Annotated in this window: 22 protein-coding genes and 1 tRNA gene; 13 read left to right on the top strand and 10 right to left on the bottom strand. The window is 52.3% G+C overall.

What is annotated here, in order from left to right; all coding sequences use genetic code 11:
- Window positions 1-108: 108 nt before the first annotated feature.
- From VRZ32_RS11515 to VRZ32_RS11525, 3 genes are all read right to left on the bottom strand, one after another.
- Window positions 109-672 (bottom strand): DUF2059 domain-containing protein, encoded by a 564-nt coding sequence (locus VRZ32_RS11515; protein WP_414525870.1) that lies wholly within the window; start codon window positions 670-672, stop codon window positions 109-111.
- 88 nt (window positions 673-760) lie between these two features.
- Entirely contained in the window at window positions 761-1,399 is a 639-nt protein-coding gene (gene rpiA, locus VRZ32_RS11520) for a ribose-5-phosphate isomerase RpiA (protein WP_414526204.1), read from the bottom strand.
- Window positions 1,400-1,484: 85 nt separating this feature from the next.
- Entirely contained in the window at window positions 1,485-2,006 is a 522-nt protein-coding gene (locus VRZ32_RS11525; protein WP_414525871.1) for a hypothetical protein, read from the bottom strand.
- A 183-nt stretch (window positions 2,007-2,189) separates the two neighbouring features.
- Between VRZ32_RS11525 and gph the strand changes: the two genes are divergently transcribed.
- The 11 genes from gph to VRZ32_RS11580 all read left to right on the top strand — a co-directional run bounded on the left by gph (window position 2,190) and on the right by VRZ32_RS11580 (window position 12,079).
- Window positions 2,190-2,915 (top strand): phosphoglycolate phosphatase, encoded by a 726-nt coding sequence (gene gph, locus VRZ32_RS11530; protein WP_414525872.1) that lies wholly within the window; start codon window positions 2,190-2,192, stop codon window positions 2,913-2,915.
- Between the two features lie 100 nt (window positions 2,916-3,015).
- A tRNA-Val gene (locus tag VRZ32_RS11535) sits at window positions 3,016-3,090 on the top strand.
- Between the two features lie 543 nt (window positions 3,091-3,633).
- On the top strand, window positions 3,634-4,875 hold the full coding sequence (locus tag VRZ32_RS11540) for a hypothetical protein (RefSeq protein WP_414525873.1): 1,242 nt from the start codon (window positions 3,634-3,636) through the stop codon (window positions 4,873-4,875).
- A gap of 167 nt (window positions 4,876-5,042) precedes the next feature.
- Window positions 5,043-5,717 carry an HAD family hydrolase gene (locus tag VRZ32_RS11545; RefSeq protein WP_414525874.1) on the top strand — a complete coding sequence of 225 codons (675 nt, stop codon included), beginning with the start codon at window positions 5,043-5,045 and terminating at the stop codon, window positions 5,715-5,717.
- Between the two features lie 3 nt (window positions 5,718-5,720).
- Window positions 5,721-6,113, top strand: a complete 393-nt coding sequence (locus tag VRZ32_RS11550; protein ID WP_414525875.1) for a GtrA family protein — start codon at window positions 5,721-5,723, stop codon at window positions 6,111-6,113.
- Window positions 6,110-8,260 carry a hypothetical protein gene (locus VRZ32_RS11555; RefSeq protein WP_414525876.1) on the top strand — a complete coding sequence of 717 codons (2,151 nt, stop codon included), beginning with the start codon at window positions 6,110-6,112 and terminating at the stop codon, window positions 8,258-8,260. The genes VRZ32_RS11550 and VRZ32_RS11555 overlap by 4 nt, the downstream gene beginning before the upstream one ends.
- The gene (locus tag VRZ32_RS11560; RefSeq protein WP_414525877.1) at window positions 8,250-9,116 is read left to right on the top strand and encodes a class II aldolase/adducin family protein; all 867 of its coding nucleotides are present in this window, start codon (window positions 8,250-8,252) and stop codon (window positions 9,114-9,116) included. The genes VRZ32_RS11555 and VRZ32_RS11560 overlap by 11 nt, the downstream gene beginning before the upstream one ends.
- Complete coding sequence (locus tag VRZ32_RS11565; protein WP_414525878.1) at window positions 9,113-9,889, top strand: glycosyltransferase family 2 protein; 777 nt, start codon at window positions 9,113-9,115, stop codon at window positions 9,887-9,889. Before VRZ32_RS11560 ends, VRZ32_RS11565 begins: the two co-directional genes overlap by 4 nt.
- Window positions 9,886-10,686 (top strand): nucleotidyltransferase, encoded by an 801-nt coding sequence (locus VRZ32_RS11570; RefSeq protein ID WP_414525879.1) that lies wholly within the window; start codon window positions 9,886-9,888, stop codon window positions 10,684-10,686. Before VRZ32_RS11565 ends, VRZ32_RS11570 begins: the two co-directional genes overlap by 4 nt.
- Before the next feature lie 15 nt (window positions 10,687-10,701).
- Window positions 10,702-11,439, top strand: coding sequence for a glycosyltransferase family 2 protein (locus tag VRZ32_RS11575; protein WP_414525880.1), 738 nt, complete (start codon window positions 10,702-10,704; stop codon window positions 11,437-11,439).
- 1 nt (window position 11,440) lies between these two features.
- Window positions 11,441-12,079 carry a hypothetical protein gene (locus tag VRZ32_RS11580; RefSeq protein ID WP_414525881.1) on the top strand — a complete coding sequence of 213 codons (639 nt, stop codon included), beginning with the start codon at window positions 11,441-11,443 and terminating at the stop codon, window positions 12,077-12,079.
- 7 nt (window positions 12,080-12,086) lie between these two features.
- Here VRZ32_RS11580 and VRZ32_RS11585 read toward each other — a convergent pair whose 3' ends face one another.
- The 6 genes from VRZ32_RS11585 to mnmA form a co-directional block, all read right to left on the bottom strand.
- Window positions 12,087-12,488 (bottom strand): c-type cytochrome, encoded by a 402-nt coding sequence (locus tag VRZ32_RS11585; RefSeq protein WP_414525882.1) that lies wholly within the window; start codon window positions 12,486-12,488, stop codon window positions 12,087-12,089.
- Window positions 12,489-12,598: 110 nt separating this feature from the next.
- Window positions 12,599-13,075 carry a 2-amino-4-hydroxy-6-hydroxymethyldihydropteridine diphosphokinase gene (folK, locus tag VRZ32_RS11590; protein WP_414526205.1) on the bottom strand — a complete coding sequence of 159 codons (477 nt, stop codon included), beginning with the start codon at window positions 13,073-13,075 and terminating at the stop codon, window positions 12,599-12,601.
- Window positions 13,076-13,081: 6 nt separating this feature from the next.
- Window positions 13,082-13,474, bottom strand: a complete 393-nt coding sequence (gene folB, locus VRZ32_RS11595; protein ID WP_414525883.1) for a dihydroneopterin aldolase — start codon at window positions 13,472-13,474, stop codon at window positions 13,082-13,084.
- 10 nt (window positions 13,475-13,484) lie between these two features.
- Window positions 13,485-13,985 (bottom strand): HPP family protein, encoded by a 501-nt coding sequence (locus VRZ32_RS11600; RefSeq protein WP_414525884.1) that lies wholly within the window; start codon window positions 13,983-13,985, stop codon window positions 13,485-13,487.
- Window positions 13,986-14,037: 52 nt separating this feature from the next.
- On the bottom strand, window positions 14,038-14,688 hold the full coding sequence (locus VRZ32_RS11605; protein WP_414525885.1) for a class I SAM-dependent methyltransferase: 651 nt from the start codon (window positions 14,686-14,688) through the stop codon (window positions 14,038-14,040).
- A complete protein-coding gene (gene mnmA / locus VRZ32_RS11610; protein ID WP_414526206.1) occupies window positions 14,689-15,918 on the bottom strand; it encodes a tRNA 2-thiouridine(34) synthase MnmA in 1,230 nt (409 codons plus the stop codon).
- Window positions 15,919-16,293: 375 nt separating this feature from the next.
- Here mnmA and VRZ32_RS11615 point away from each other — a divergent pair, with 375 nt between their 5' ends.
- The gene (locus VRZ32_RS11615) at window positions 16,294-16,569 is read left to right on the top strand and encodes a DUF1153 domain-containing protein (RefSeq protein WP_414525886.1); all 276 of its coding nucleotides are present in this window, start codon (window positions 16,294-16,296) and stop codon (window positions 16,567-16,569) included.
- 111 nt (window positions 16,570-16,680) lie between these two features.
- Here VRZ32_RS11615 and VRZ32_RS11620 read toward each other — a convergent pair whose 3' ends face one another.
- Window positions 16,681-17,385 carry an XRE family transcriptional regulator gene (locus VRZ32_RS11620; protein WP_414525887.1) on the bottom strand — a complete coding sequence of 235 codons (705 nt, stop codon included), beginning with the start codon at window positions 17,383-17,385 and terminating at the stop codon, window positions 16,681-16,683.
- A gap of 729 nt (window positions 17,386-18,114) precedes the next feature.
- Between VRZ32_RS11620 and polA the strand changes: the two genes are divergently transcribed.
- A complete protein-coding gene (gene polA / locus VRZ32_RS11625) occupies window positions 18,115-21,138 on the top strand; it encodes a DNA polymerase I (RefSeq protein WP_414525888.1) in 3,024 nt (1,007 codons plus the stop codon).
- The last annotated feature ends 330 nt before the right edge of the window (window positions 21,139-21,468 follow it).

Here is a 21,468-nt window from a genome sequence, read left to right on the forward strand (position 1 = left end):
AGGTAAACCATATCAGGTTGTCTGATACGGCGCGGTGTTCGCGTAGCCCCGATATAGGTTTCAGACCTGACGATTGCCAGATCTGAGCCGTTCCGGGTCTTATCGATCTCAGATCTCGTGACCCTTTTTACGCATTTCTTCGCGGACGCGGTTGATCAGGAAGCCTGATACATCGCCAACCCATGTATTGAGTGCTGCAAAGAGATCATCCAGCACCAGCGGCTGCGTCGCTACATATTGCTGGCCGGCTGTTGATTGGAAGAATGTGCGGATCTGCACAAGGTTCTCTTCATTGATACGGTTGGCGAGGATCTTCGCTGCCGTGTCGAGCATCTCATTTTTACGCTGCTCAAGCTCGGGTTTCAGTTGATCCAGAACTGCATTGAGATCGTTGGAAATCTCAGGGCGTGTGATGAAGTTCTGTCGTACCTGATCACCAAAAGTAGGCAGCATGCCTTCAAATGTGCGCCCCATGCCTGACAGTACAACAACCTCACGTGCAGCAGCAAGATGGCTCTGCGTATGCGTTGCTGCGGCAGCCTGCGGCGCTGCTGGTTGCTGCGCATGCGCTATTGAGCTTAGGGATAAGCAACCAATGGCAATAGACAAAGTCGCCGCGAGACCGAGAGCAGTACCCGAAACGGAAAAACGATTGAATGAAAAACTTTTCATCGAAGATCTCCTGAGTTGATGAGGGTTTATCAGAATTTTTCAGGGTCTGTAAGCCCCGCTCAACTCATGTTTATGTTCATAAGGCACTTCAGGCGCTTTGGCTCTCAACTGCTTCTACGCCACGATCTGTGGCAAGAAACGCAGTCTGACACAAGCCGATAAACAACCCATGCTCCACAACGCCGGGGATCATATTGAGCGCAGCAGCAAGGGCTTCGGGATTTTCGATTGCGCCAAATGCGATATCAAGGATGTAATGGCCGCCATCTGTGACGAATGGTGCATCGCCCTTTTTACGCAGCGTTACGGCGCCCGTATTGCCAAAGCGTGCCGCTAATTCCGTTACTGCAGCTTGTGTTGCGGCAAGGCCGAAAGGCATGACTTCAACGGGAAGCGGAAAGCGGCCAAGCTTGGCAACGCGCTTTGATGCATCCGCAATTACCACCATGCGCTTGCTGGCTGCAGCTACGATCTTCTCACGTAGCAACGCACCGCCGCCGCCTTTTACGAGGCGCAGCTGTGCGTCGAATTCGTCGGCACCATCAACAGTTAGATCCAGCTCAGGTGTTTCATCGAGTGTGGTGAGGCGAATGCCCTCCTGCTCGGCCTGTATGCGTGTTGCTTCCGATGTTGGTACGCCAATGACATCAAGTCCTGCGCGCACACGCTCGCCCAGCAACTCCACAAAATGGCGAGCGGTAGAGCCGGTGCCGAGGCCCAGGCGCATGCCGGGTTGTACCAGTGCAACGGCGCGGGCGGCAGCCTCACGCTTCAAGATCTCACTCACGTTACTTAAACTCCTCAACGGCGCTTTATTGAGCCGGGGTGGCAGGGGGATTGGTATCGGTCTGTGGCGTTATCTGCGTTTGCGCGGGCGCTGCTTTGGAAGAGGGTGTGGTTGTCTCGGCCGCGCTGAGTTGCGGTGTGCAGACAACGTGGGTATTAAAGACATAGCAGCTGCTGATTTCCCCAGTGCGATAGTTCACACGGAACACACCACTCTCACGGGTATGGCTTGAGCTAACCAGTCCATATTCCCCAAGAGCTTGCGCGCCCGCGCCTTCGCCTGCAGGAAAGCAGAAGGTCACACCAATAGTGCCTTCCTTCAAACCATATTGGCATGCGCCTACTTCACCAGTTGTGGTGTTGACACGGTAAATACGGTTGAGATCCAACTGCGGTGCCGGCGCAAAAGAAAAAGGTGATGCCGCGCTCAATAAAACAAGCGCTGAGCCGCCAACTGCGATCCGTCCGCGCAATGAGACAAGCTGAGATGCAGCCATGCGCGTGAAAATGGCATGTATGCGATTCGGCAAAGTTGGCTTAAGTCTCATGGGCGTGGTCCGTGTCATTATCATGCGCGGTACATCGGGTTGCATTTACATAGCATCCCTGCAGCGATCCGTCAGCCGTTTGCCGTTGTTTTAGTGCCTTGGGATGGATTGCTGCCAGCCTTTCCCCAGCCTATAGTCATGCCCGATTATTCCTTACCCTTGAAACAGCATTGAAGCAGGATCATGACTGACAAACGCGTGAGCTTGGAGCGCCCGATCGCCGTTTTCGATCTCGATGGCACGCTGGCCGATACAGCGCCAGATTTGATCGCGGCGTTGAATGCTGCGCTGGCAACCGAAAAACTGCCGCCGCTTGCATTTGATCAGGCGCGTGATCTCATTGGTGCGGGGGCGCGTGCATTGATCTTGCGTGGCCTGCATGAGGCTGGCTATACAACCGTGGATGATGCGCAACTTGATCGGATGTTCCGCCAGTTTCTTGATTATTATGGCACGCACATCAACGACTACACCACGCTGTTTCCCGGCGTGCCGGAGGCTCTCGACAGATTGCGCGATGAAGGGTGGTTGCTGGCGGTGTGCACCAATAAATATGAGAAGCATTCCATCCAATTGCTTGAGATGCTGGGTATCGAGAATTGCTTCAATGCCATTTGTGGGCGCGATACATTTCCGTTCTTCAAACCCGATCCGCGCCACCTTACGCTGACCATTGACCGTGCAGGCGGCGCGCATAATCGGGCGATTATGGTGGGCGATTCGCAGACAGACATCAAAACCGCACGTGCAGCAGGTATTCCCGTTGTGGCGGTGCCGTTTGGCTATTCCGATATTCCTGTAGCAGATCTTGGGCCGGATCGTCTGATCCAGCATTTCGATGAGCTGTGGACGGCGGCAGTGGAGCTCACGGGATTTACCAGCATGCGTGCAAAAATATCGGTTTCGTGAGCGAGGGCGCTTGACGAGAAGCTTGGAGCTTTCTAGAAGGCTGACATACGCTTCCCAGTGCGGGGTGATGTGTTTGGTGATTTTTTCCAAACCATGGGATGGGCGGTTAGCTCAGCGGTAGAGCACTGCTTTCACACGGCAGGGGTCACAGGTTCAATCCCTGTACCGCCCACCATCCAGCTTCACGAAAACCAGAAACTGTCGTATGGCACCCGCAGCGTGCGCAATTGCGCATGAATGGTGCTGAGTTCTTGTTGGAAGTTCAATGATGACCTTTAGAGCGATTTCTGAAGCTGACATTCATATAGACAATTCTGGCGCCACTCTAAAGCGTGCACGATATGATAAAGCGTTGGCATGTTTCTTCTATGCTATCGTGTTTTGTATTGTTGGGACGCTTTTCTATCAGAACTTCCTTATTTCGAGCTCTCTTGGCCTGAGTGGGCTGCGCGATATCGATGATTTGGCATTTCAGTATGTGCTCAGAAAAGTGCACCTTCTGTTGCTGAATGGTGATTTCACAGGCATCTGGCAGATAAATGATTATGCCTATGGATGGATTTACTGGTTCTCTGCCGGGGTTGTGACTTTTCCATTCTATCTGCTGAGCCAGTATGCGCAGATTGACTGGCCGCTTGTTGTTTTCCCGCGGCAGATATCACTTCTGTTTGCTGTGCTTAGTTTGCTTGTCATGCGCAGGCTTTTAAAGCGGTCAGGGGTGCCGGAAACAGGCGCTGCGGCTGCATTAGCGATCTTCAGTCTATTTCCTACTTTTGGCTATTTCTCCATGCGGTTTGGCACGGTGAATGCCGTAATGTTTTTTTCAATGCTGAGTTTTTACTTCGCCTGGAATGACAAGCCCTCTACAGAAAGGGGGCGTTTGCTCGCGCTGCTGTCACTTGCATTTGCGGGCGCGATTAAACTAAGTGGCTTGTTAATTGCACCTTTGATCGGCGGTTTGATCTTGGTGCATCTTTCTGACAGGTCACTTGTAGGCGTTATACGGGCGATGCTTGTGCCGTCACTGGTATTTTTGCTGGCGCTTGTGGTTTTTACCAACCCCGCCTTTTTGTATGTTCCATTTGATGAAGGCATTTTGACAAGCTATGTGTTGACGCTGAAAACCTTTCTTGAGATTGCAAAAAGATCACCTGAGGCATTAAGTCCAGGAATGCTTTTCTATCATGGCATTTTCGGCACAGCTGTAAGCGCCATTGCCATTTGCATTCTCTCGATAGGTATTTTTATTGCTGGCATTAAAGAAAAAGCCTTACGGGCTGAAATTTTTGTATTGCTTGTCAGTATTGCCCTCATATTTTCATACATTGTGCTTTCAATCCACTCCCGCGCCAGCGTTGGATCTTATGCGACGGCAATTTCATTCTTGCTGATTCTGGGGGCTATAGGGTGGAGCAGGCTTCGCATTGGTATAGGGGTTTTAACGTTGATTGCGCTGCTGATGGCGGGAGACGCAGCTTTACGTGCGCAGGTTCCGCATGCTCCAAGGCCAGATCGATGGGGGCATTTTAGCTATTTCGACAAGATGCAGCAAATGGATGCTGTTTTGGAGAGTGCGACATTTATTAATGCGTGCATTGTCGATCTTGCTGGTAAACAGTGGGGTGGCCATCTTTTTACGGATTATACATTGTCTTTGACAGTCAATAATCTGACCAATCCGAATGTTTGCTTCTCAACTGCATGGTATAATTTATCTCCTTCTGGGAAATATTGCGATCGTCCTTTGGACTATCTCGTGATGGATAAACTTGCTCCTGGCGCGTTGCCTTCTCTCAAATTTGAGAAGTATATCTCTCAGGTGGATGAAAAAATCGCAGCAAATTTGCGCATGGATCGTGCTTCGCGCGAAGGCATTGAACGGGATGGTTCTTTTAATGGCCAGCACTTTGAAGTTGTATGCGAGACTGCTCGGTTGAAAGTTTTTAAGGCAGCCAAGTAACGAGCAGACAACATTTGTTTCTAATATTGATTGACTATACCTTCCAGCAAGTTATGACCGCCTATAACGGCTGATAGCTCTGCCACCAGGCTTGTTACAAGCATGATCGGGATGGGTATGTCATTTCAGCCAGATTACGTATGGGCTTTTAATAAGGCGCTTGGTTCATGGATATCCAGAGAATTCAACCGGATGTAGTTGCGTTTGACGATGTGTCACTTGCTGGCATTCGTGGGGTTTTGATTGATCTGGATGGTACGCTTTATGATTATGAACCCTGCCATCAGCATGCCTTGGCGGCGGCGTTTGCGTTGCATTCATTCGGGTTGGCGCGTGATGCATTTTTCAATAGCTATCGCATTGCGCGTGATCGTGTAACGTCGCGTCTGAACGGACAGGGGGCAGGTCGCTCGCGGCTTTTTGCTTTCCAGATTATGGGCGAAGAGGCCGGCATATCAATGCCCTTTATAGCCGCTTATGCGCTCGATCGGGCTTATTGGGGCGCGTTCATTGATTTCATGAAAGTCGATGATGGAGCCATGCGGTTCCTTAAGCGTTGCCACGATACTTCGGTGCCCGTGTGTGTCGTCACGGATATGACGGCGCATATCCAGATCGAAAAGCTGATGCGTCTTGGTGTAGAGGGATTGATCACGCGTCTTGTGACTTCAGAAGAGGTTGGCGTTGAAAAGCCTGATGTCCGAATGTTCGAAGCAGGATTACAAAAGCTCGGCGTTCGCGCTGATGAGGCGATTATGTTTGGTGACGATCTGCGTAAGGACATTGGTGGCGCGCTGGCGGCCGGTTTGCAGGCAGGTCTGATCCGACTGGGTGATGCCTGAGCCATGATGATCCAGCGCGTTATGGCGGCTCCCTTGCCGCGCTTTCTGATCGTTGGTGGCCTCTCCACGGTCATCAATTATCTGGTCTTTCTAGCCCTGTTTTCTAATGGCTGGCTGGATTATGTTCCTGCATCTGCTGTTGGCTTTCTCTCAGGCGTCGCTTTTGGTTATGTATTGAACAAGCGTTGGACATTTGGTGTCACGGCGCGGTCAACACTTGGCGTTGTGGCGCGCTATCTCGCAGTTTATCTTGCCTCGCTGGGCATGGGGCTGATGCTGATTCATGGGCTTGTGGAATATGCGGATATCGACCCCCTGATCGCCAATGCCATTTCTATTGTTTTCACAACCTGCACCAATTTCATTGGTACGCGATACATGGTGTTTCGGGCATGAACAGCATCACCTTGCATGACCGTCATCGGTTCAGGGCGCGCATCTTGGCTTGGACGGAACGTATTGCACGCTCAAAGGCTTTCTGGATTGTCCTCTTACTGAAGCTCGTTGCATCGGTAAGTTTCGGCTCGACGTATATGACGGAACTGTTCATTCCGTTTCTTGAGCAATTTGTGGCTCATCCACTTGCTAACCCCTATGAGCTATTCTCCCAAACGGGGCATGAGACGAGTTTTCCGTATCCCGCCGTCATGCTGTATTTGATGGCGATGCCGCGTTTTCTGACGCTTGGGCTTGGCTTTGAGCATTTGGGGCAGCATGCCTTGCTGCTGATATACCGACTGCCGTTGCTGGCGGCAGACCTTGTGATTTTTTTGCTCTTGTGCCGATGGATGCGACAGCGGGTTGATTATCTGCTTTGGCTGTATTGGGCATCCCCGGTTCTGTTTTACATCAGCTATATGCATGGGCAGCTTGATGTTATTCCGGTTGCGTTGCAGTTTTTATGTGTGCACTGCATATTTTCCGGTCGCTCGACGCTGGCTGCCGTTGTGCTGGGCCTTGCGCTGGCTGCAAAAACACAAACGCTGCTGGTGCTACCCTTCGCGCTGGTTTTTATCTGGCAAGATCAGCTGAGTTTGCGTGCGGTTGCGCGCTTTATGGTTGTGACGCTGGCGGTGTTCGTCGCTGTTAACCTACCATTTATGGCGGGGGCTGGCCTTGCAAACATGGTGTTTCTCAATGCACAGCAGGCGAAGATAGGGCTGGCTGCGATCAGCTTGGCGGATCAGGAATTGGTGTTTTACATCATCCCGGCGCTGTACCTGACGCTGGTTGCCTATTCGCTACATATACGGATTCATAATCGCGAGCTTTTCCTGACATTCACAGGATTTGCCTTTGGTCTTATCCTGCTTTTTGTGGCGCCGTCGCAGGGGTGGTATTTCTGGGTTGTGCCATTCTTCGTCTACTTCTTTGTACGGCTGAATCTGTCATATCTGATATTGTTTGCGGCCTTTCAGCTTTGTTATTTCGCCTATTTCGCATTAACGCCAACTTCCGATTTCACAACGGTTTGGCAATGGTCAGCTCAGGGTGAAGAGGGGGCTCTCTTTGCGTATTTGCAAAGCCTGGGTCTGCCTGCTGATGTACTGCTCAATCTGGTGTTCACGGCATTGCAGACGCTGCTCTTTCTGTGTTGCTGCGTGATGTACTATCGGGGCATCTACCTTCCGCGTCAGCATAAATTGACAGCGCGGCCCTTTATGTTCGGAGTTGCAGGGGATTCGGGTGCGGGAAAATCCACTGTATCAGGGGCTGTCGCCGATCTTTTTGGCCCGCGCCATGCTGGGGTGATCTGTGGCGATGATATGCATAAGTGGCAGCGCGGGCACGATCGCTGGAGCGAGCTGACGCATCTCGATCCGCGCGCCAATGAACTGCATATCGAGTTGCAATACGTTAAAGCCCTGCGGCAGAACCGGCTTATCTGGCGACGTCATTACGATCATAACTCGGGCCAGTTTACGGAAGAGATGAAGATCCGTCCCAAGCCCATCACAGTGCTTGAAGGGCTGCACACGTTTTATCTGCGCCCTGCGCGTAAACTTTTCGATCTGCGTGTGTTTGTGAAGCCGGACCCGACATTGCTGCTGCATCGCAAGGTTGTGCGGGATATGCAGAAGCGTAATTACACCAAGGAAACGGTGATTGCCTCGGTAAAACGCCGACAGGCGGATTCCGCAAAATACATTACCGCGCAGGAAAAGCATGCCGATATCGTGGTATCGTTCATGCTGCGCGATCCCGTGCCAGATGACAGGATCGGTGATGCCGATATCGTCACGCATGAGTGGCTGCGTATCACGCTTTCAAACGCTTTCTTTCTCGATCCGTTGATCGATGATTTACACGCGGTTATGCCAACGGGCGTGCACCATTATTACGACGATCACGATAGGCAAGTGCTCGATTTTGACCAGCCGTTCGATATCGAAGATATATGGGCGCTTGGCGAAAAGCATGTCGCTGGCTTAGAGGAATTTGGCGTCTACAGTCCGCATTGGCATGCAGACTGGATGGGAATTGTTCAGCTCATTATGGGGTACTGCGTCTTCCATGGATGGAAATATCACGATGATCAGTGAGCTTTCTGAACTCGCCGCTGTATCACGGCGGCTTGGCGCGAACGCAGGTTATGTGCAAGGCGGTGGTGGCAATACATCGATCAAGATTGATGGCGGTGATGTCATGTACATCAAGGCATCGGGCATTGATCTTGCAACGATTTCAGCGGAAACGGGCTTTCTGCCGCTCAATAGCGCGCGCCTGAAAAGTGAGATTGGTGCTTGCAAAAGTGAGGCCGATTACAGTGCGTTGATGGCTGCGTGCTTGCTGCGGGAGCGCATGGTAGATGATTGCGGCAACCATCTACCATCCATCGAATCCGGGTTTCATGCGCTGCTGGGGCGGTGTGTGCTGCACTCGCATTCGGTATGGGCCAATCTGCTGACCTGCGCGCAAGGGGGGCGTGCCTTATTGGCCAAGGCGTTGCCCGATGCATTGTGGGTCGATTATTGCACCCCCGGTTTGACGTTGACGCTTGCTATTGCGGAGCGGATTCAGGATACGAAAGCAAGCGTGATATTCCTGCAAAATCATGGGCTTATTGTTTCTGCGGAAACGCCGGATGCAGCCTATGCCTTGCATTCGGCAGTCAACCAGCGGGTGCGGGGGCTCTTTGCCTCTGTGCCGACTTTTCCGCGGCCGACTCAGGATGCGTTTCAGGATGAGGGGCTACTGTTTCCGGATCAGGCGGTTTATCAGTGTAATCCCGCACTGGCTGCTTCGCTTGCAGGGCAGCAGACGGCGCAGGCTTATGCTTATTTGCTGGGAACCATTCCCGAGCTCGGGCTGACGCTTAATTTTATCAACGATGCGGAAAAAGCGGTGTTGCTGAACATGGAATCGGAAAAGCACCGGCAGAAAGTGGCGCAGGCATGACAGTGCAACTCATCATTCCCATGTCAGGTCTGGGCTCGCGTTTCGCGCGCGTGGGCTATACCGATCCCAAACCATTGATCAGGGTGAACGATCGTCCAATGATCGAATGGGTATTGAATATGTTTCCCGGGGAGGAGGAGCCACTCTTCATCTGTCGCCGAGAGCATATCGAAACCACTTCTATGGAGAAGATTCTTAAGGAGCTGCGTCCCAAAGGCAGGATTGCGGTGATTGAAGGCGCAAAGCTTGGGCCTGTCGCGGCACTGATGGCGGTTGAAGCTGAAATCAGCGATGATCGTCCTGCCCTCATAAGCTACTGCGATTACTACATGCGTTGGGACTATTCCGCATTTCTGGCACAGATGGCGGGCGGTGAATATGCGGGTGCGGTGCCATGCTATACAGGTTTCCATCCGCATCTATTGCCGGAAAAGAACCTCTATGCCTCTTGCCGCGTTGATGCGCAGGGCGATCTTGGTGAGATCCGCGAAAAATACAGCTTCGAGGCAGATAAGACCAGGGCGCTACACTCGCCTGGCGTTTACTATTTTCACACCGGTGAAGTGATGAAAAAGTATTGTAACCGCTTGATGGCGGAGGGCGATGCGCTCAACGGTGAGTACTACGTCAGCATGGTTTATAACCATCTGGTACGTGATGGGCTGCGGGTTGCGGTGCCCGGTGGGATTGAACACTTCTGCCAGTGGGGCACACCCGAGGATCTGGACGAATACCGCTATTGGACCAAAATTGTGCGAGAGCGCCAATCATGAATATCCTGATTCCTATGGCGGGAGCTGGCTCGCGTTTTTCTGCTGCGGGCTATTCTGCCCATAAGCCTGTTATTCCGGTATCGAGCCGCCATCGTAGTGAGCGGGTGCCGATGGTGGTCGCTGCTGTTGAAGATTTGCCGGTGAATGTCGATGCGCCCGATACGCGTATCATCTTTGTTGTGCGTGATTTTCATGTGCGCGATGGTGTTTGCGACACTCTCAAGAGCCGCTTTGCGCAGGCGCAGTTTGTTACCGTCAACGCGCTGACGGAAGGGCAGGCGAGCACGTGTCTTTTGACGCGCAATCTGATTGATAACGAGCAGCCCTTGCTGATTGCCGCCTGTGATAACGGCATGGATATCGCGCAGACGGATTTTGCGCAGCATGCCGGTACAGCTGATGCGGTGATTTTCACCTTCCGCAATAACGAATCCGTGCTCGAGAAGCCGCAAGCTTATGGCTGGATTAAAACTGACGGTGACAAGGCAACAGGCGTATCCATCAAAACGCCCATAAGCCAGACGCCTATGAACGATCACGCCGTCGTTGGTACGTTCTGGTTTCGCCGTGGCGCTGATTTTGTGGCGGCTGCGGATCGGATGATTGCTGCGAACGACCGCATCAACAACGAATTTTATGTCGATCAGGTCTTTAAATATTTGATCGATGAAGGGCGGGACGTGCGGGTCGCCGAAGTTGCGCGCTACCACTGCTGGGGAACGCCCGAAGACTACGAAGCTTACGAGAATACACTGGCGTACTGGACTGCTTTTGTCGCCAATGAACCTTTGGCATAATCAGATTTGGACATCATGAAATTATCGATCGTCATTCCCTGCTACAATGAAGCACTGAATATCCCGCTGATTGTCGCGCGTTTGCGTGAAATCACTGTTGGGCGGAGTGATGTCGAGGTGCTGTTGGTTGATAATGGCTCGCGAGATGACTCGGCTGCCGTTCTCCAGCGTGAGTTGCAGGGCGATAGCGTGGTGCGTGCGGTGACGGTGCCGGTGAATCAGGGCTATGGTTATGGTATTCTGCAGGGGCTTGAAGCTGCAACCGGGGATGTATTGGCGTGGACGCATGCCGACATGCAGACCGATCCACGCGATGTGCTGGTTGCGTTTGATCTCTACAAGCAGCATGCGGGTGAAAAAATTATCGTTAAGGGCAATCGCCGCAACCGTCGTTTGCTGGAGGCGTTTTTCACGTTTGGCATGCAGCTAGTGGCATCTGCAGCGCTTGGCGTGCGGCTTGATGATGTGAATGCCCAGCCTAAGTTGTTTTCGCGCGCATTTTATCAGGAATTCATGACAGCACGCGCCCCGCACGATTTCTCGCTGGACCTGTATATGCTGTATCAGGCGCGTACACACGGCTATCGTATTCTTGAGGTTCCGGTGTTTTTCGCCAAGCGTTTACACGGCGAGGCCAAGGGTGGCGGCAACTGGAAAACGCGCATCAAGCTGATCCGGCGCACCTTTGCCTATATCTTTGAACTGCGCCGCACGCTGGCCAATGAAAACCTGCAAGCGAAAAAGGCCAGCTGATATGATCGTTATCCATCATCGCCGCAATACTTTAGCCGAACTCTCTGAAACCCTGCCGCAGCATGGGGCGGAGATCGATTTGCGCAATCATGGCAATGATATTTTGGTGACACATGACCCCTTTATCACCGATGCGGTGCGGCTTCAGGATTGGTTGGCGCAGTATCGCCACCGCTTTCTGATCGCCAATGTGAAAGAAGAAGGGCTTGAACCCCGCTTGACCGCAATGCTCGCGGAGCATGGTGTTGAGGATTTTTTCATTCTGGATGAGAGCTTTCCCTTCATTCGCAAATACGCGCTTGAGGGCTTATCGAAATTCGCCGTACGTGTCTCGGAGTTTGAAAGCATTGAAACCGCGCTGCGGCTGGCTGATCACCTGCGTGTGCAGGGGCGTAGTATTGACTGGATCTGGGCGGACAGCTTCACTGGCCAGCCGCTACCTGCTGAAGATGCGGCAGCATTAAGGGCTGCCGGATATCGCATTTGTCTGGTGTCACCAGAGCTGCATCATGTCAACGATCCCAGTTCGTGGGAAGGGCGCGTGATGCACCATATCGATGCACTGAAGCAACCGGGCATGGAAGCATCCATTCCCGATATGGTTTGCACCAAGTGCCCGCATCTGTGGGAACAGCTGTAACTCGTGCTTACTGCTTCTTACCGTCTGGCCCGAATTGCTTCAAATAGGCGATGACGTTGACGATATCAGCGTCTTTCTTAAGGCCGGGGAACATCATGCTATTACGTGGGATAAATTCGCGTGGATTATGCAGGTAAGCAGTGAGCGTTTCCTCATTCCACGTTACAGCTTTTTCTTTCATGGGTGCTGAAAAGTTTTTGTAGTCCGGAAACGTGCCAGACACGCGGCCGATAATGCCGTTTAGATTTGGCGCGATGGTGCTTTTGGCCTCTTCACCCACCTGATGGCATACACGGCACTTAATGAATACGCGCTCACCAGCCGCAGCATCCTGAGCATGGCTTGGCGTTACGAAAGCAGTAAGCGATGCAGCGAGGGCGAATATCGCCCATGAAACGCGATTTTTCATAAACTTGATGCCTGATTCAAAATCGTTCCAGAAAACTTCTAACGCTCATTTATGCCAAATAATATGCGCATGCCAGCAGACTAATGAGCGCACCCGTGGATGGCCGCCAATTAATCGTATGGAATGATGGCTGGATCAGCGAGTGCGTGTGCGGTGGCAGTGACACTTCGACCGGATATCATGAGGTCACTAGCGATTTCAGCCAGCGGAATCAACACGAAAGCGCGTTCCATTAGGTGAGGATGCGGCAAGGTTAGGTCATTGCTGATGAGCGTTAACCCGTCATAATCCAGCAGGTCGATATCGATCACGCGCGGTCCCCATTTGCGGGTGCGGATACGTCCCATCCTGGTCTCGATTGCAAGGCAAGCAACCAGCAATGCCTCGGGCGTAAGCGAGGTATCAAGTGCGGCGCAGGCATTAATGAACCAATCCTGATCGGTGTCGCCCCACGGGGGCGTGCGATAATCATGCGATCGGGCCGCAACATGGATGCCCGTTATCGCATCAAGGTGCTCAAGGGCGAGCGCAATGTTGCCGCGCTTATCGCCCATATTACTGCCGAGGCTGATGTAGGCGCGTCGGATCATGGCTCAGATATCAGCACGTGTACGCGTGATCTCGACAGCAATGCCATCAATTATCGCAGGCACAGGCGCTGCAGGTTTTTCAACCAGAATTGTCGCGCGCGTGATTCGCTCGTCCTTGAGGAGAATTGCCGCCGCGATGGCCTCAGCCAACCCCTCAATCGTACGGAATCGCTGGCCAACACCAACTTCCTGCACAAGTTGTGTCAGCTCACCATAACAGGCGGTGCGGCTGTAATCATCATTGCGGCCGGCTTCGCGCAGGTCTAGCCCGATATCAAGCGAGATAAAAAATCGCTGTCCCAGTTTCGCTTCTTCCGCATGCAGTCCATGATACGCAAACAGTGCAATCCGGCTGATAAGGATGCGATCCGTTGGCTTTGGGGAGAGGTCAATCATGGGGAAACCGTCAAACTTTCCTGACCGGATAAATATGTCCGGATATGAAGCGATGATAAAACAAGGCTGCTAACACGATGGTTACTGCGCCTATGAACACCGGGGTTAAGAGATACCATAACGGATAACCGCCGCCGATAATCAGAATGGGGTTGCCCGCGCCTGGTGGATGCAGCGTTGCCGTTATTGCCATGGCGATAATAGCAAGTCCAACACCCAGTCCCATAGAAAATGGTGTTTGGCCAAATAAAAACAAAGCAGCAAAGCCGGCAATTGCCGATAGCACATGTCCGCCAATAACATTTGAGGGTTGCGCTAACGGACTTTGAGGCAATGTAAAGACAATCACACAGGACGCCCCGAATGAGGCCATGACAAGCAGTGTGTTTGTATATTCGGAAAGGCTACATAACGTGAATATTACCAGCGCACTGACACAGCCGATTAAGATGCCTTGCTCAGTTCGCCGCGCAATAGGATAGGCGCGCACCCTGACCACCTTGTCGATCATTGAGCGGTGCCATGCCACAGCATGTTTGCCTTTTCGGTTATGAAAAATCAGTTCACGCGATTTTGCGTAAGCGCGCAACTTTGAAGAAGCCCATCGGAAATGCTGGCCGCACATCAATAACAGACGCATTTCCACGTTGCTCAGCCCATGCTTCCACGCGCGTTGTCTTAAATGCCGAGCTCCAGCCAAGCTTGGCCATGGCAGGAGCTATAGCTTCCTCGCAGCGGGCGATAGGACCGTCGGCGGCACCAAAGTGGTTGGCCAGAATGATTTCCCCACCCGGACGTAAAACACGCAGGAATTCATCAAGCGCCCGTTCAGGATGTGGCACCAAGGTAATGACAAATTGCGCCACAACGGCATCAAACGATGCATCGGGAAAGCCCAGATTGCATGCATCCATCACTGTGAGCATTTGCACGTGATCAAGCTTATGCTTGCGAACCTTTTTCGCTGCCCTTTTCAACATATGTTCTGAGAGATCGAATCCAGTCACTTTTGCCGTTGCGGGGTAATCCCCCAATGACAAACCTGTACCAACACCCGCTTCCAGAATGTTGTTGCCGCAGGCAATTGCTGCTTCCACTGCAGTTTGTCGGGCTGAGGCCGTCAAACCATCATAGACGAAGTCATAGATCGGAGCCCAACGTGCATAAGCCTTGCGCATGAGGGTCGTATCGGAGCTGTCGGCCAACGTATTCATTCAGGTGTTTTCCGTACCGGTTGCTGACTTGGCGTCTGCCGTGTTGGTTGGTTCTTGCTGGGACTTGGGCGCTGGAGGCACAATGAGCGGCATGACGGAAGTCGTGCGTCGAATCGTACCACCACCGAGCACGCGCGCACGGGATTCGGCGTTTTCATAGATTACACAGGCTTGTCCCGGTGCCACGCCTTGTTCTGCAACTGGTAAATCGATGACAGCACCATCTGCTGTCATGCGCAGGAATGCAGGATGAGGCGGGCGCGTTGAACGCACCCGCACAGCAACCTCAATCGGTGCATCGCCAGGTTGCGGCGTCGCGTCCCCAATCCAATTCAGATCGCCGAGAGTTATTGCGCTGGTTGCCAACATATCGCGTGGACCAACGATAACGCGGGCGTTTTCAGCATCGAGTTTGACGACATAAAGCGGTTCGCCTGTGGATAACCCAAGCCCTTTTCGCTGGCCGACAGTGAAGTGAATGATGCCATTATGTTGCCCCAGCACACGACCGTCAGCATGCACGATATCGCCCGGCAATACGGATTTCGGCCGCAAGCGCTCAATGATATCGGCATAGCGACCGTTAGGCACGAAACATATATCTTGACTATCGTGCTTATCAGCAATCTCAAGGCCAAATTCGCGCGCCAGCGCCCGCGTTTCCGGTTTTGTCAAATCCCCCAAGGGAAAGCGCACAATCGAGAGTTGCTCATCAGTTGTGGCATATAAGAAGTAGCTCTGATCTCGATCAGGATCGGCAGCGCGGAAAAGACCGCGTCGTCCATCACTGCGATCAGCAAGCAGGCGGCTTGCTACATAATGGCCGGTGGCCAATACATCCGCACCCAGATCGCGTGCAGTGTCGAGCAGTTCCGTGAATTTGATGGACCGGTTGCATTCCACACAGGGAATCGGTGTTTCCCCGTTGAGATAACTATCGGCGAAACGCTCGATCACCGCATCGCGAAAACGTGATTCGTAGTCGAGTACATAATGAGGAATGCCGATTCGCTCAGCTACGCGTCGCGCGTCGTGGATATCTTGACCCGCGCAGCATGCGCCTTTGCGATGGATGGCAGCGCCGTGGTCATAAAGCTGGAGCGTAATGCCGATTACTTCATAGCCTTCTCGCGCCAGCATGGCCGCGACCACCGACGAATCGACACCACCAGACATGGCGACAACGACGCGTGTATCCCGCGGATCTTTTGGCAAACCCAGACTATTCAACATTTCTTCCGTCTTTCGTACGCGCAGAATTGGTGCCCGCGCGTCTTGTAATCACCCGCTTGTATACCCGTCTCGGATGTATCGTGCCAGCCCTGCAGTGCAATACTGAAGCGTGCTTTTGGCCTGCCGTAACGGTTCGTCCGCAGTAATGCACTATTATCCTTCTTTTACAGTTATGAGCGCAAGTGCAAGCGCTGATGAAGGCTTTAGGCAATTCTTAAATCTGAGCGGTTAGCCTCCCAATAGCTAGAGTTCGGTTGGGCTGTTTTTTTTCGGGAAACTCCGAAGGATCGGATCAATCGAGCGATTGAGTTGGGCCGGTTCCATGGACACGGTTCTGTCGAATTGGGTCAGTCAAGAATTGTGAGCGTATCAATGACCGAACTTTTTCGCCCGCGTGTAAAATACGTCATCGGACCAGATGGCAGTCCTTTGACGGTGGCAGATCTTCCACCAACAACAACCAAGCGCTGGGTTATCCGGCGTAAGGCCGAAGTGGTTGCCGCTGTACGCGGCGGGCTGCTGAGTCTGGATGAGGCATGCCAACGCTATACGCTGACCGTGGAGGAGTTCCTCAGCTGGCAGCAGTCAATCGATGAGCATGGCCTTGCTGGCTTGCGTACCACGCGGATCCAGCATTATCGGCAGTAATTACTGCATCTGATCTTGTCAGAATCACTAAAGGCCAGCTGGGCGAAACCCCGCTGGCCTTTATTGTTTCAGTCTTGCAGCCGGGGCATCGCTCATATGCTGCTTGCAAATTTATACCGTGCGACCGAACCAGCGGACTCGCCCTTCAATAATGAGACGGCTGGCATCAACGGCAGAGACGGTTTCAATCTCATACGCCGGGTTATCATTACGCAGCACTAATGAACCGTCATGGCGAAGTTGCACGCGTTTCACGAGCATCCGCCCGCCAACGAGCAGGACGTAAATTCCGTGATCGACGATCTGTTGTACGGATCTATCCACCAGTAACAGATCACTATCGCGGATAGTTGGCTCCATACTGTCGCCGCTAAAAGCGAGCAGGCAGGCGTGCTTCGGGTCTGTGCCGATACCCCGCAGCCAGCTTTCACGCATCGCAATTGCTGAGGATTGGCTATTATCATTGCCAATGCCTCTATGCGCATCAACAGCATCGAATTTTGGCACATAGACAAACTGATTACTGCCATTGCCTGACGGCTGAAGAGTTGGCTCATCGCCACCGAATAAAATCCAGTCAGCAGAAACGCCAGTTGCTTTAGCAAGTGCCTTGACAACACTAGCCGGCGGCTCTGCGCCTGAAAAATAACGTTGCAGTGAGCGGATGGATTTATCCGTTGCGACTGCAGCTTTTTGTCCTCCAAGGCGTTCGAAAAGGAAGCGGATTCGGCGGCCGACATCGGGATCATTGTCAGCGTGGAACCCATCGTTTCTAACAATTGCGGTGTTAGTCAGGGTGCTTGATTTGCCATTCATGGTGGGCTTCAACCATTCGCAAGGGGTGGATGGAGGTCAGGCGCCGTGTAGAAGCCAGACCGGTACAGTATTGCTGCGCAAGGTTCTTTCGCTTGGATCGATCACGGTCTTTCATTAATATTTATCAGTAGCGTGCAAGGTTAAATATTGACGCGTTTTTCCGTTGTCGGTCAAAGCAAAAGAAAGTTTAAATTCGCCAGAATGCAATCTATAAGATTGCGACAAATCCTGCTTTCACAGATCCATTTATTACGCTCTGACTAATTATTTGAGCAAATATGCAGGAGAAATGTTGGCTAAAAACCGAATCTTGTTATTCACTTTTCTGCCTCCTCTTACTGCAAACTTTTCCGATCATTGTGTCATTATCAACCTTAATGTACACATATGTCAAATTCAATGTACGGTTTATATCAGTAGACATTGATTCCATGCTGCCTGGTTCTTGTTTGTTATAGTAAATCTGTCATTCTTAATGTCATTTATGAAGCGTGAGCTTATTGATAATGGATGTTCGTGCTACTGATAATGGTATTGCAATGCGCGCAGTGTTGGCGCATCGCGCGCGGATGTGTCGCGATCTCTGCCAAGATTCAATGCGTGAGGCGCTTTAGCGGTTCCGCATCGGTTCAGTAATGGCATCTATGATGCTTCCAATATGGTTACCTGCTGGGGAAGGGAAGTTAAGGTGACTACCGTTAGAGGGTAGAAACAGGGTATGGATAGGGCATGAGCGCATCTGACACCCCCATCATCGCCCCCGTTCCTGCATTCGCCTCTCGCGTGCCAGGGCCGGGAGATCGTGTATTCCTCGTTGACGGATCGTCCTTTGTTTTTAGGGCGTATTTCCAGTCGATGAATCAGGATCGAAAGTACAACTATCGATCAGACGGCTTGCCGACAGGCGCTGTCAGGCTTTTCTGCACGAAGCTGTTCCAGTTTATTCGTGAGGGAGCGGCTGGCATCACCCCGACGCATCTGGGCATTATTTTCGATAAATCTGAGAACTCATTTCGTAAAGCGCTGTACCCAGCCTATAAAGCCAACCGTCCACCGCCGCCTGAAGATCTGGTGCCGCAATTTCCCTTAATGCGTGAAGCTGTGCGTGCATTTGGGCTTTCGCCTGTTGAACAGGACAAGTACGAGGCGGATGATTTGATTGCGACCTACGCTCGTGAGGCATGTGCGGCAGGAGCGGAAGTGCTGATCATTTCTGCAGATAAAGATCTGATGCAGCTGATTCGCCCTGGTGTCGCGATGTATGATCCGGCTTCTGGCACGCAATCAAAAGGCAGTTATCGGCCTGAGCGTTTGATCGGTGAAGAGGAAGTCGTTGCCTATTTTGGCGTGCCACCGCACCAGGTGGTGGATGTACAAGCCCTTGCTGGCGATTCGACTGATAACGTGCCTGGCGTTCCCGGCATTGGCATTAAAACCGCAGCACAACTCATCAACGAATATGGCGACCTCAATGCGTTGCTCGATCGAGCTCCGGAGATCAAGCAGCCCAAGCGGCGAGAAGCGTTGATCGCAAATGCTGAAATGGCTCGCATCTCGCGCCAACTCGTACAGCTGGTTGATGAAGTTGAACTCGCGACGCCGATTGAGACATTCGCGCTTCACCAGCCGGATCCGCAGCAGTTAGTGGCATTTCTGAAGGCGATGGAGTTCACGACTATTACCCGTCGTGCGGCTGACATATATAATGTAGATCTTGATGAAGTTGCCCCAGCAGCAATTATAAGTGCAGCGCAGGCAAAAACACCTTCCATTGCAGCTCATGCAGACAGCGGTTCAGTTTCAACCAGCGTAGAGGCGGAGCAAGGCGAGGGCCCCGCACGTGTTGCCGCGCGGGCAAGTGCGCGACAACTGACCAGTCCTGTCGATACTACGACCTATGAAACAGTAACGACCCTTGAGGCCCTTGATCGCTGGATTGCAGATGCATACGCGCGCGGCATTGTTGCCGTTGATACGGAAACGGATGCTCTTGATGCTATGGGCGCGGGGCTGGTTGGTGTTTCGCTTGCCACTGATATGGGACGTGCGTGCTACATTCCCTTGGCGCACCGGGAGCATGAGACGCAAGCGGGTCTTTTTGCGGAAGCGCCCGTTCCCTCTGCAGCGAATCATCTTCAACAGATCCCCCTCCAAGCTGCGTTGGAGCGCCTGAGACCCCTCCTTACTGATCCGGACGTGCTGAAGATTGGCCAGAACTTTAAATATGACTGGCTGGTCTTTGCGCGTCACGGCATCGAGGTTGCTCCTTATGACGACACGATGTTGCTTTCTTATGTGTTAGATGCAGGACGTGGCACTCATGGTATGGACGCACTTTCCGAGAAGCATCTTGGTCATACGCCGATTAGTTTTACAGATGTAGCGGGCAAGGGTCGCAATGCGATCAGCTTTGATAAAGTAGCGATCGACAAGGCCACGGCCTATGCTGCCGAAGACGCTGATGTCACGTTGCGTTTATGGGAGGCGCTCAAGCCACGCATCGTTTCAGAGGCTAAGGCGACAGTCTATGAAACGCTTGAGCGACCGCTGGTTGGCGTGCTGGCGCGCATGGAGCAGCGCGGCATTATGATTGATTCTGCTTTACTTGCCCGTCTGTCGGGCGAGTTTGCGCAGCGACTAGGTAGCCTTGAGGCTGAAATTCATAGCCTTGCAGGCGAAGAGTTTAATGTTGGATCGCCCAAGCAGCTGGGTGAGATCCTTTTCGGCCGTCTCGGACTTCCGGGTGCAAAGAAAACTGCCACCGGTCAATGGGCGACGGGTGCAGGCGTGCTGGAGGACCTGGCAGAGCAGGGGCACGAGTTGCCATCGCGTATTCTGGATTGGCGGCAGTTATCGAAGTTGCGCTCTACATATACAGATGCGCTACCTGGTTTCATCAATCCGCAGACGCGGCGGGTGCATACGTCCTTTTCTCTGGCGGCAACAACGACAGGCCGCCTCTCATCGTCGGACCCGAATCTGCAAAACATTCCGATTCGCACGGAAGAGGGCCGCAAGATTCGCAAGGCTTTTGTGTCTGAGCCCGGTTGGAAGCTGGTTTCCGCCGATTATTCGCAAATCGAGCTACGGCTACTGGCCCATGTTGCAGACATTCCGCAGCTGCAGAATGCGTTTGAGAGTGGCATAGACATTCATGCGATGACGGCATCGGAGATGTTTGGGGTGCCGGTTGAGGGCATGGATCCCTCCATTCGCCGCCGTGCTAAGGCAATTAACTTCGGCATTATCTATGGAATCTCAGCATTTGGGCTGGCGAACCAGCTTGGAATCAGTCGCGAAGAATCAGGTGCTTATATCCGTAAGTATTTTGAGCGCTTCCCTCGGATTCGCGACTATATGGAAGACATGAAGCAGTTCGTGCGTACACATGGTTATGTAACAACGGCATTTGGGCGCGTCTGCCACTACCCCCAGATTCAGTCCAAGAACGCGTCGGAGCGAGCTTTTGTTGAGCGGCAGGCAATTAATGCTCCTCTACAGGGCGCAGCTGCAGACATTATCCGCCGCGCAATGGTCAGAATGGAGCCTGCACTCGTAGAATCGGGGCTTTCCGCACGAATGTTGCTGCAGGTGCACGACGAACTGGTGTTTGAAGTGCGTGATGAGGAGATTGAGGCTACGATTCCTGTCATCCGCAATATAATGGAGCACGCGCCGCTTCCGGCTGTGAAACTCAAGGTGCCGCTTAGTGTTGAGGCCCGTGCCGCCTCAAATTGGGATGATGCGCACTAAGCATTTTTGACCACCTCTCTGTATATGTCTCGAACCCTTGCTCGTGTCTCTCAGAGGCTGAGCGAGGGTTTTTTGATTTTTTGGGATCTTTTTTTGGTTTTGCTGAAGGGTTTTTCAGCGATTCTTGAGATTTTTGCCTGGATTTAGGGTCGTTTGTGTTGCTTTGATTGGGTGTGGGTTTGTTTTGGTTTGTTTGTAAAGTTTTGATATTATTGTATTTTTGATTTTTCTGGTTTGTTTTGGGTGTGGATGTTTGTGGATAATAATTTTAGATATTGACGACTTGGGGGTGTTGTCCTAGAAGAGCGTCACACCGGCGCTGCGGCCGAC

It is taken from the genome of Pseudochelatococcus sp. G4_1912, from assembly GCF_047501465.1.
Taxonomy (GTDB): domain Bacteria; phylum Pseudomonadota; class Alphaproteobacteria; order Rhizobiales; family Beijerinckiaceae; genus Pseudochelatococcus.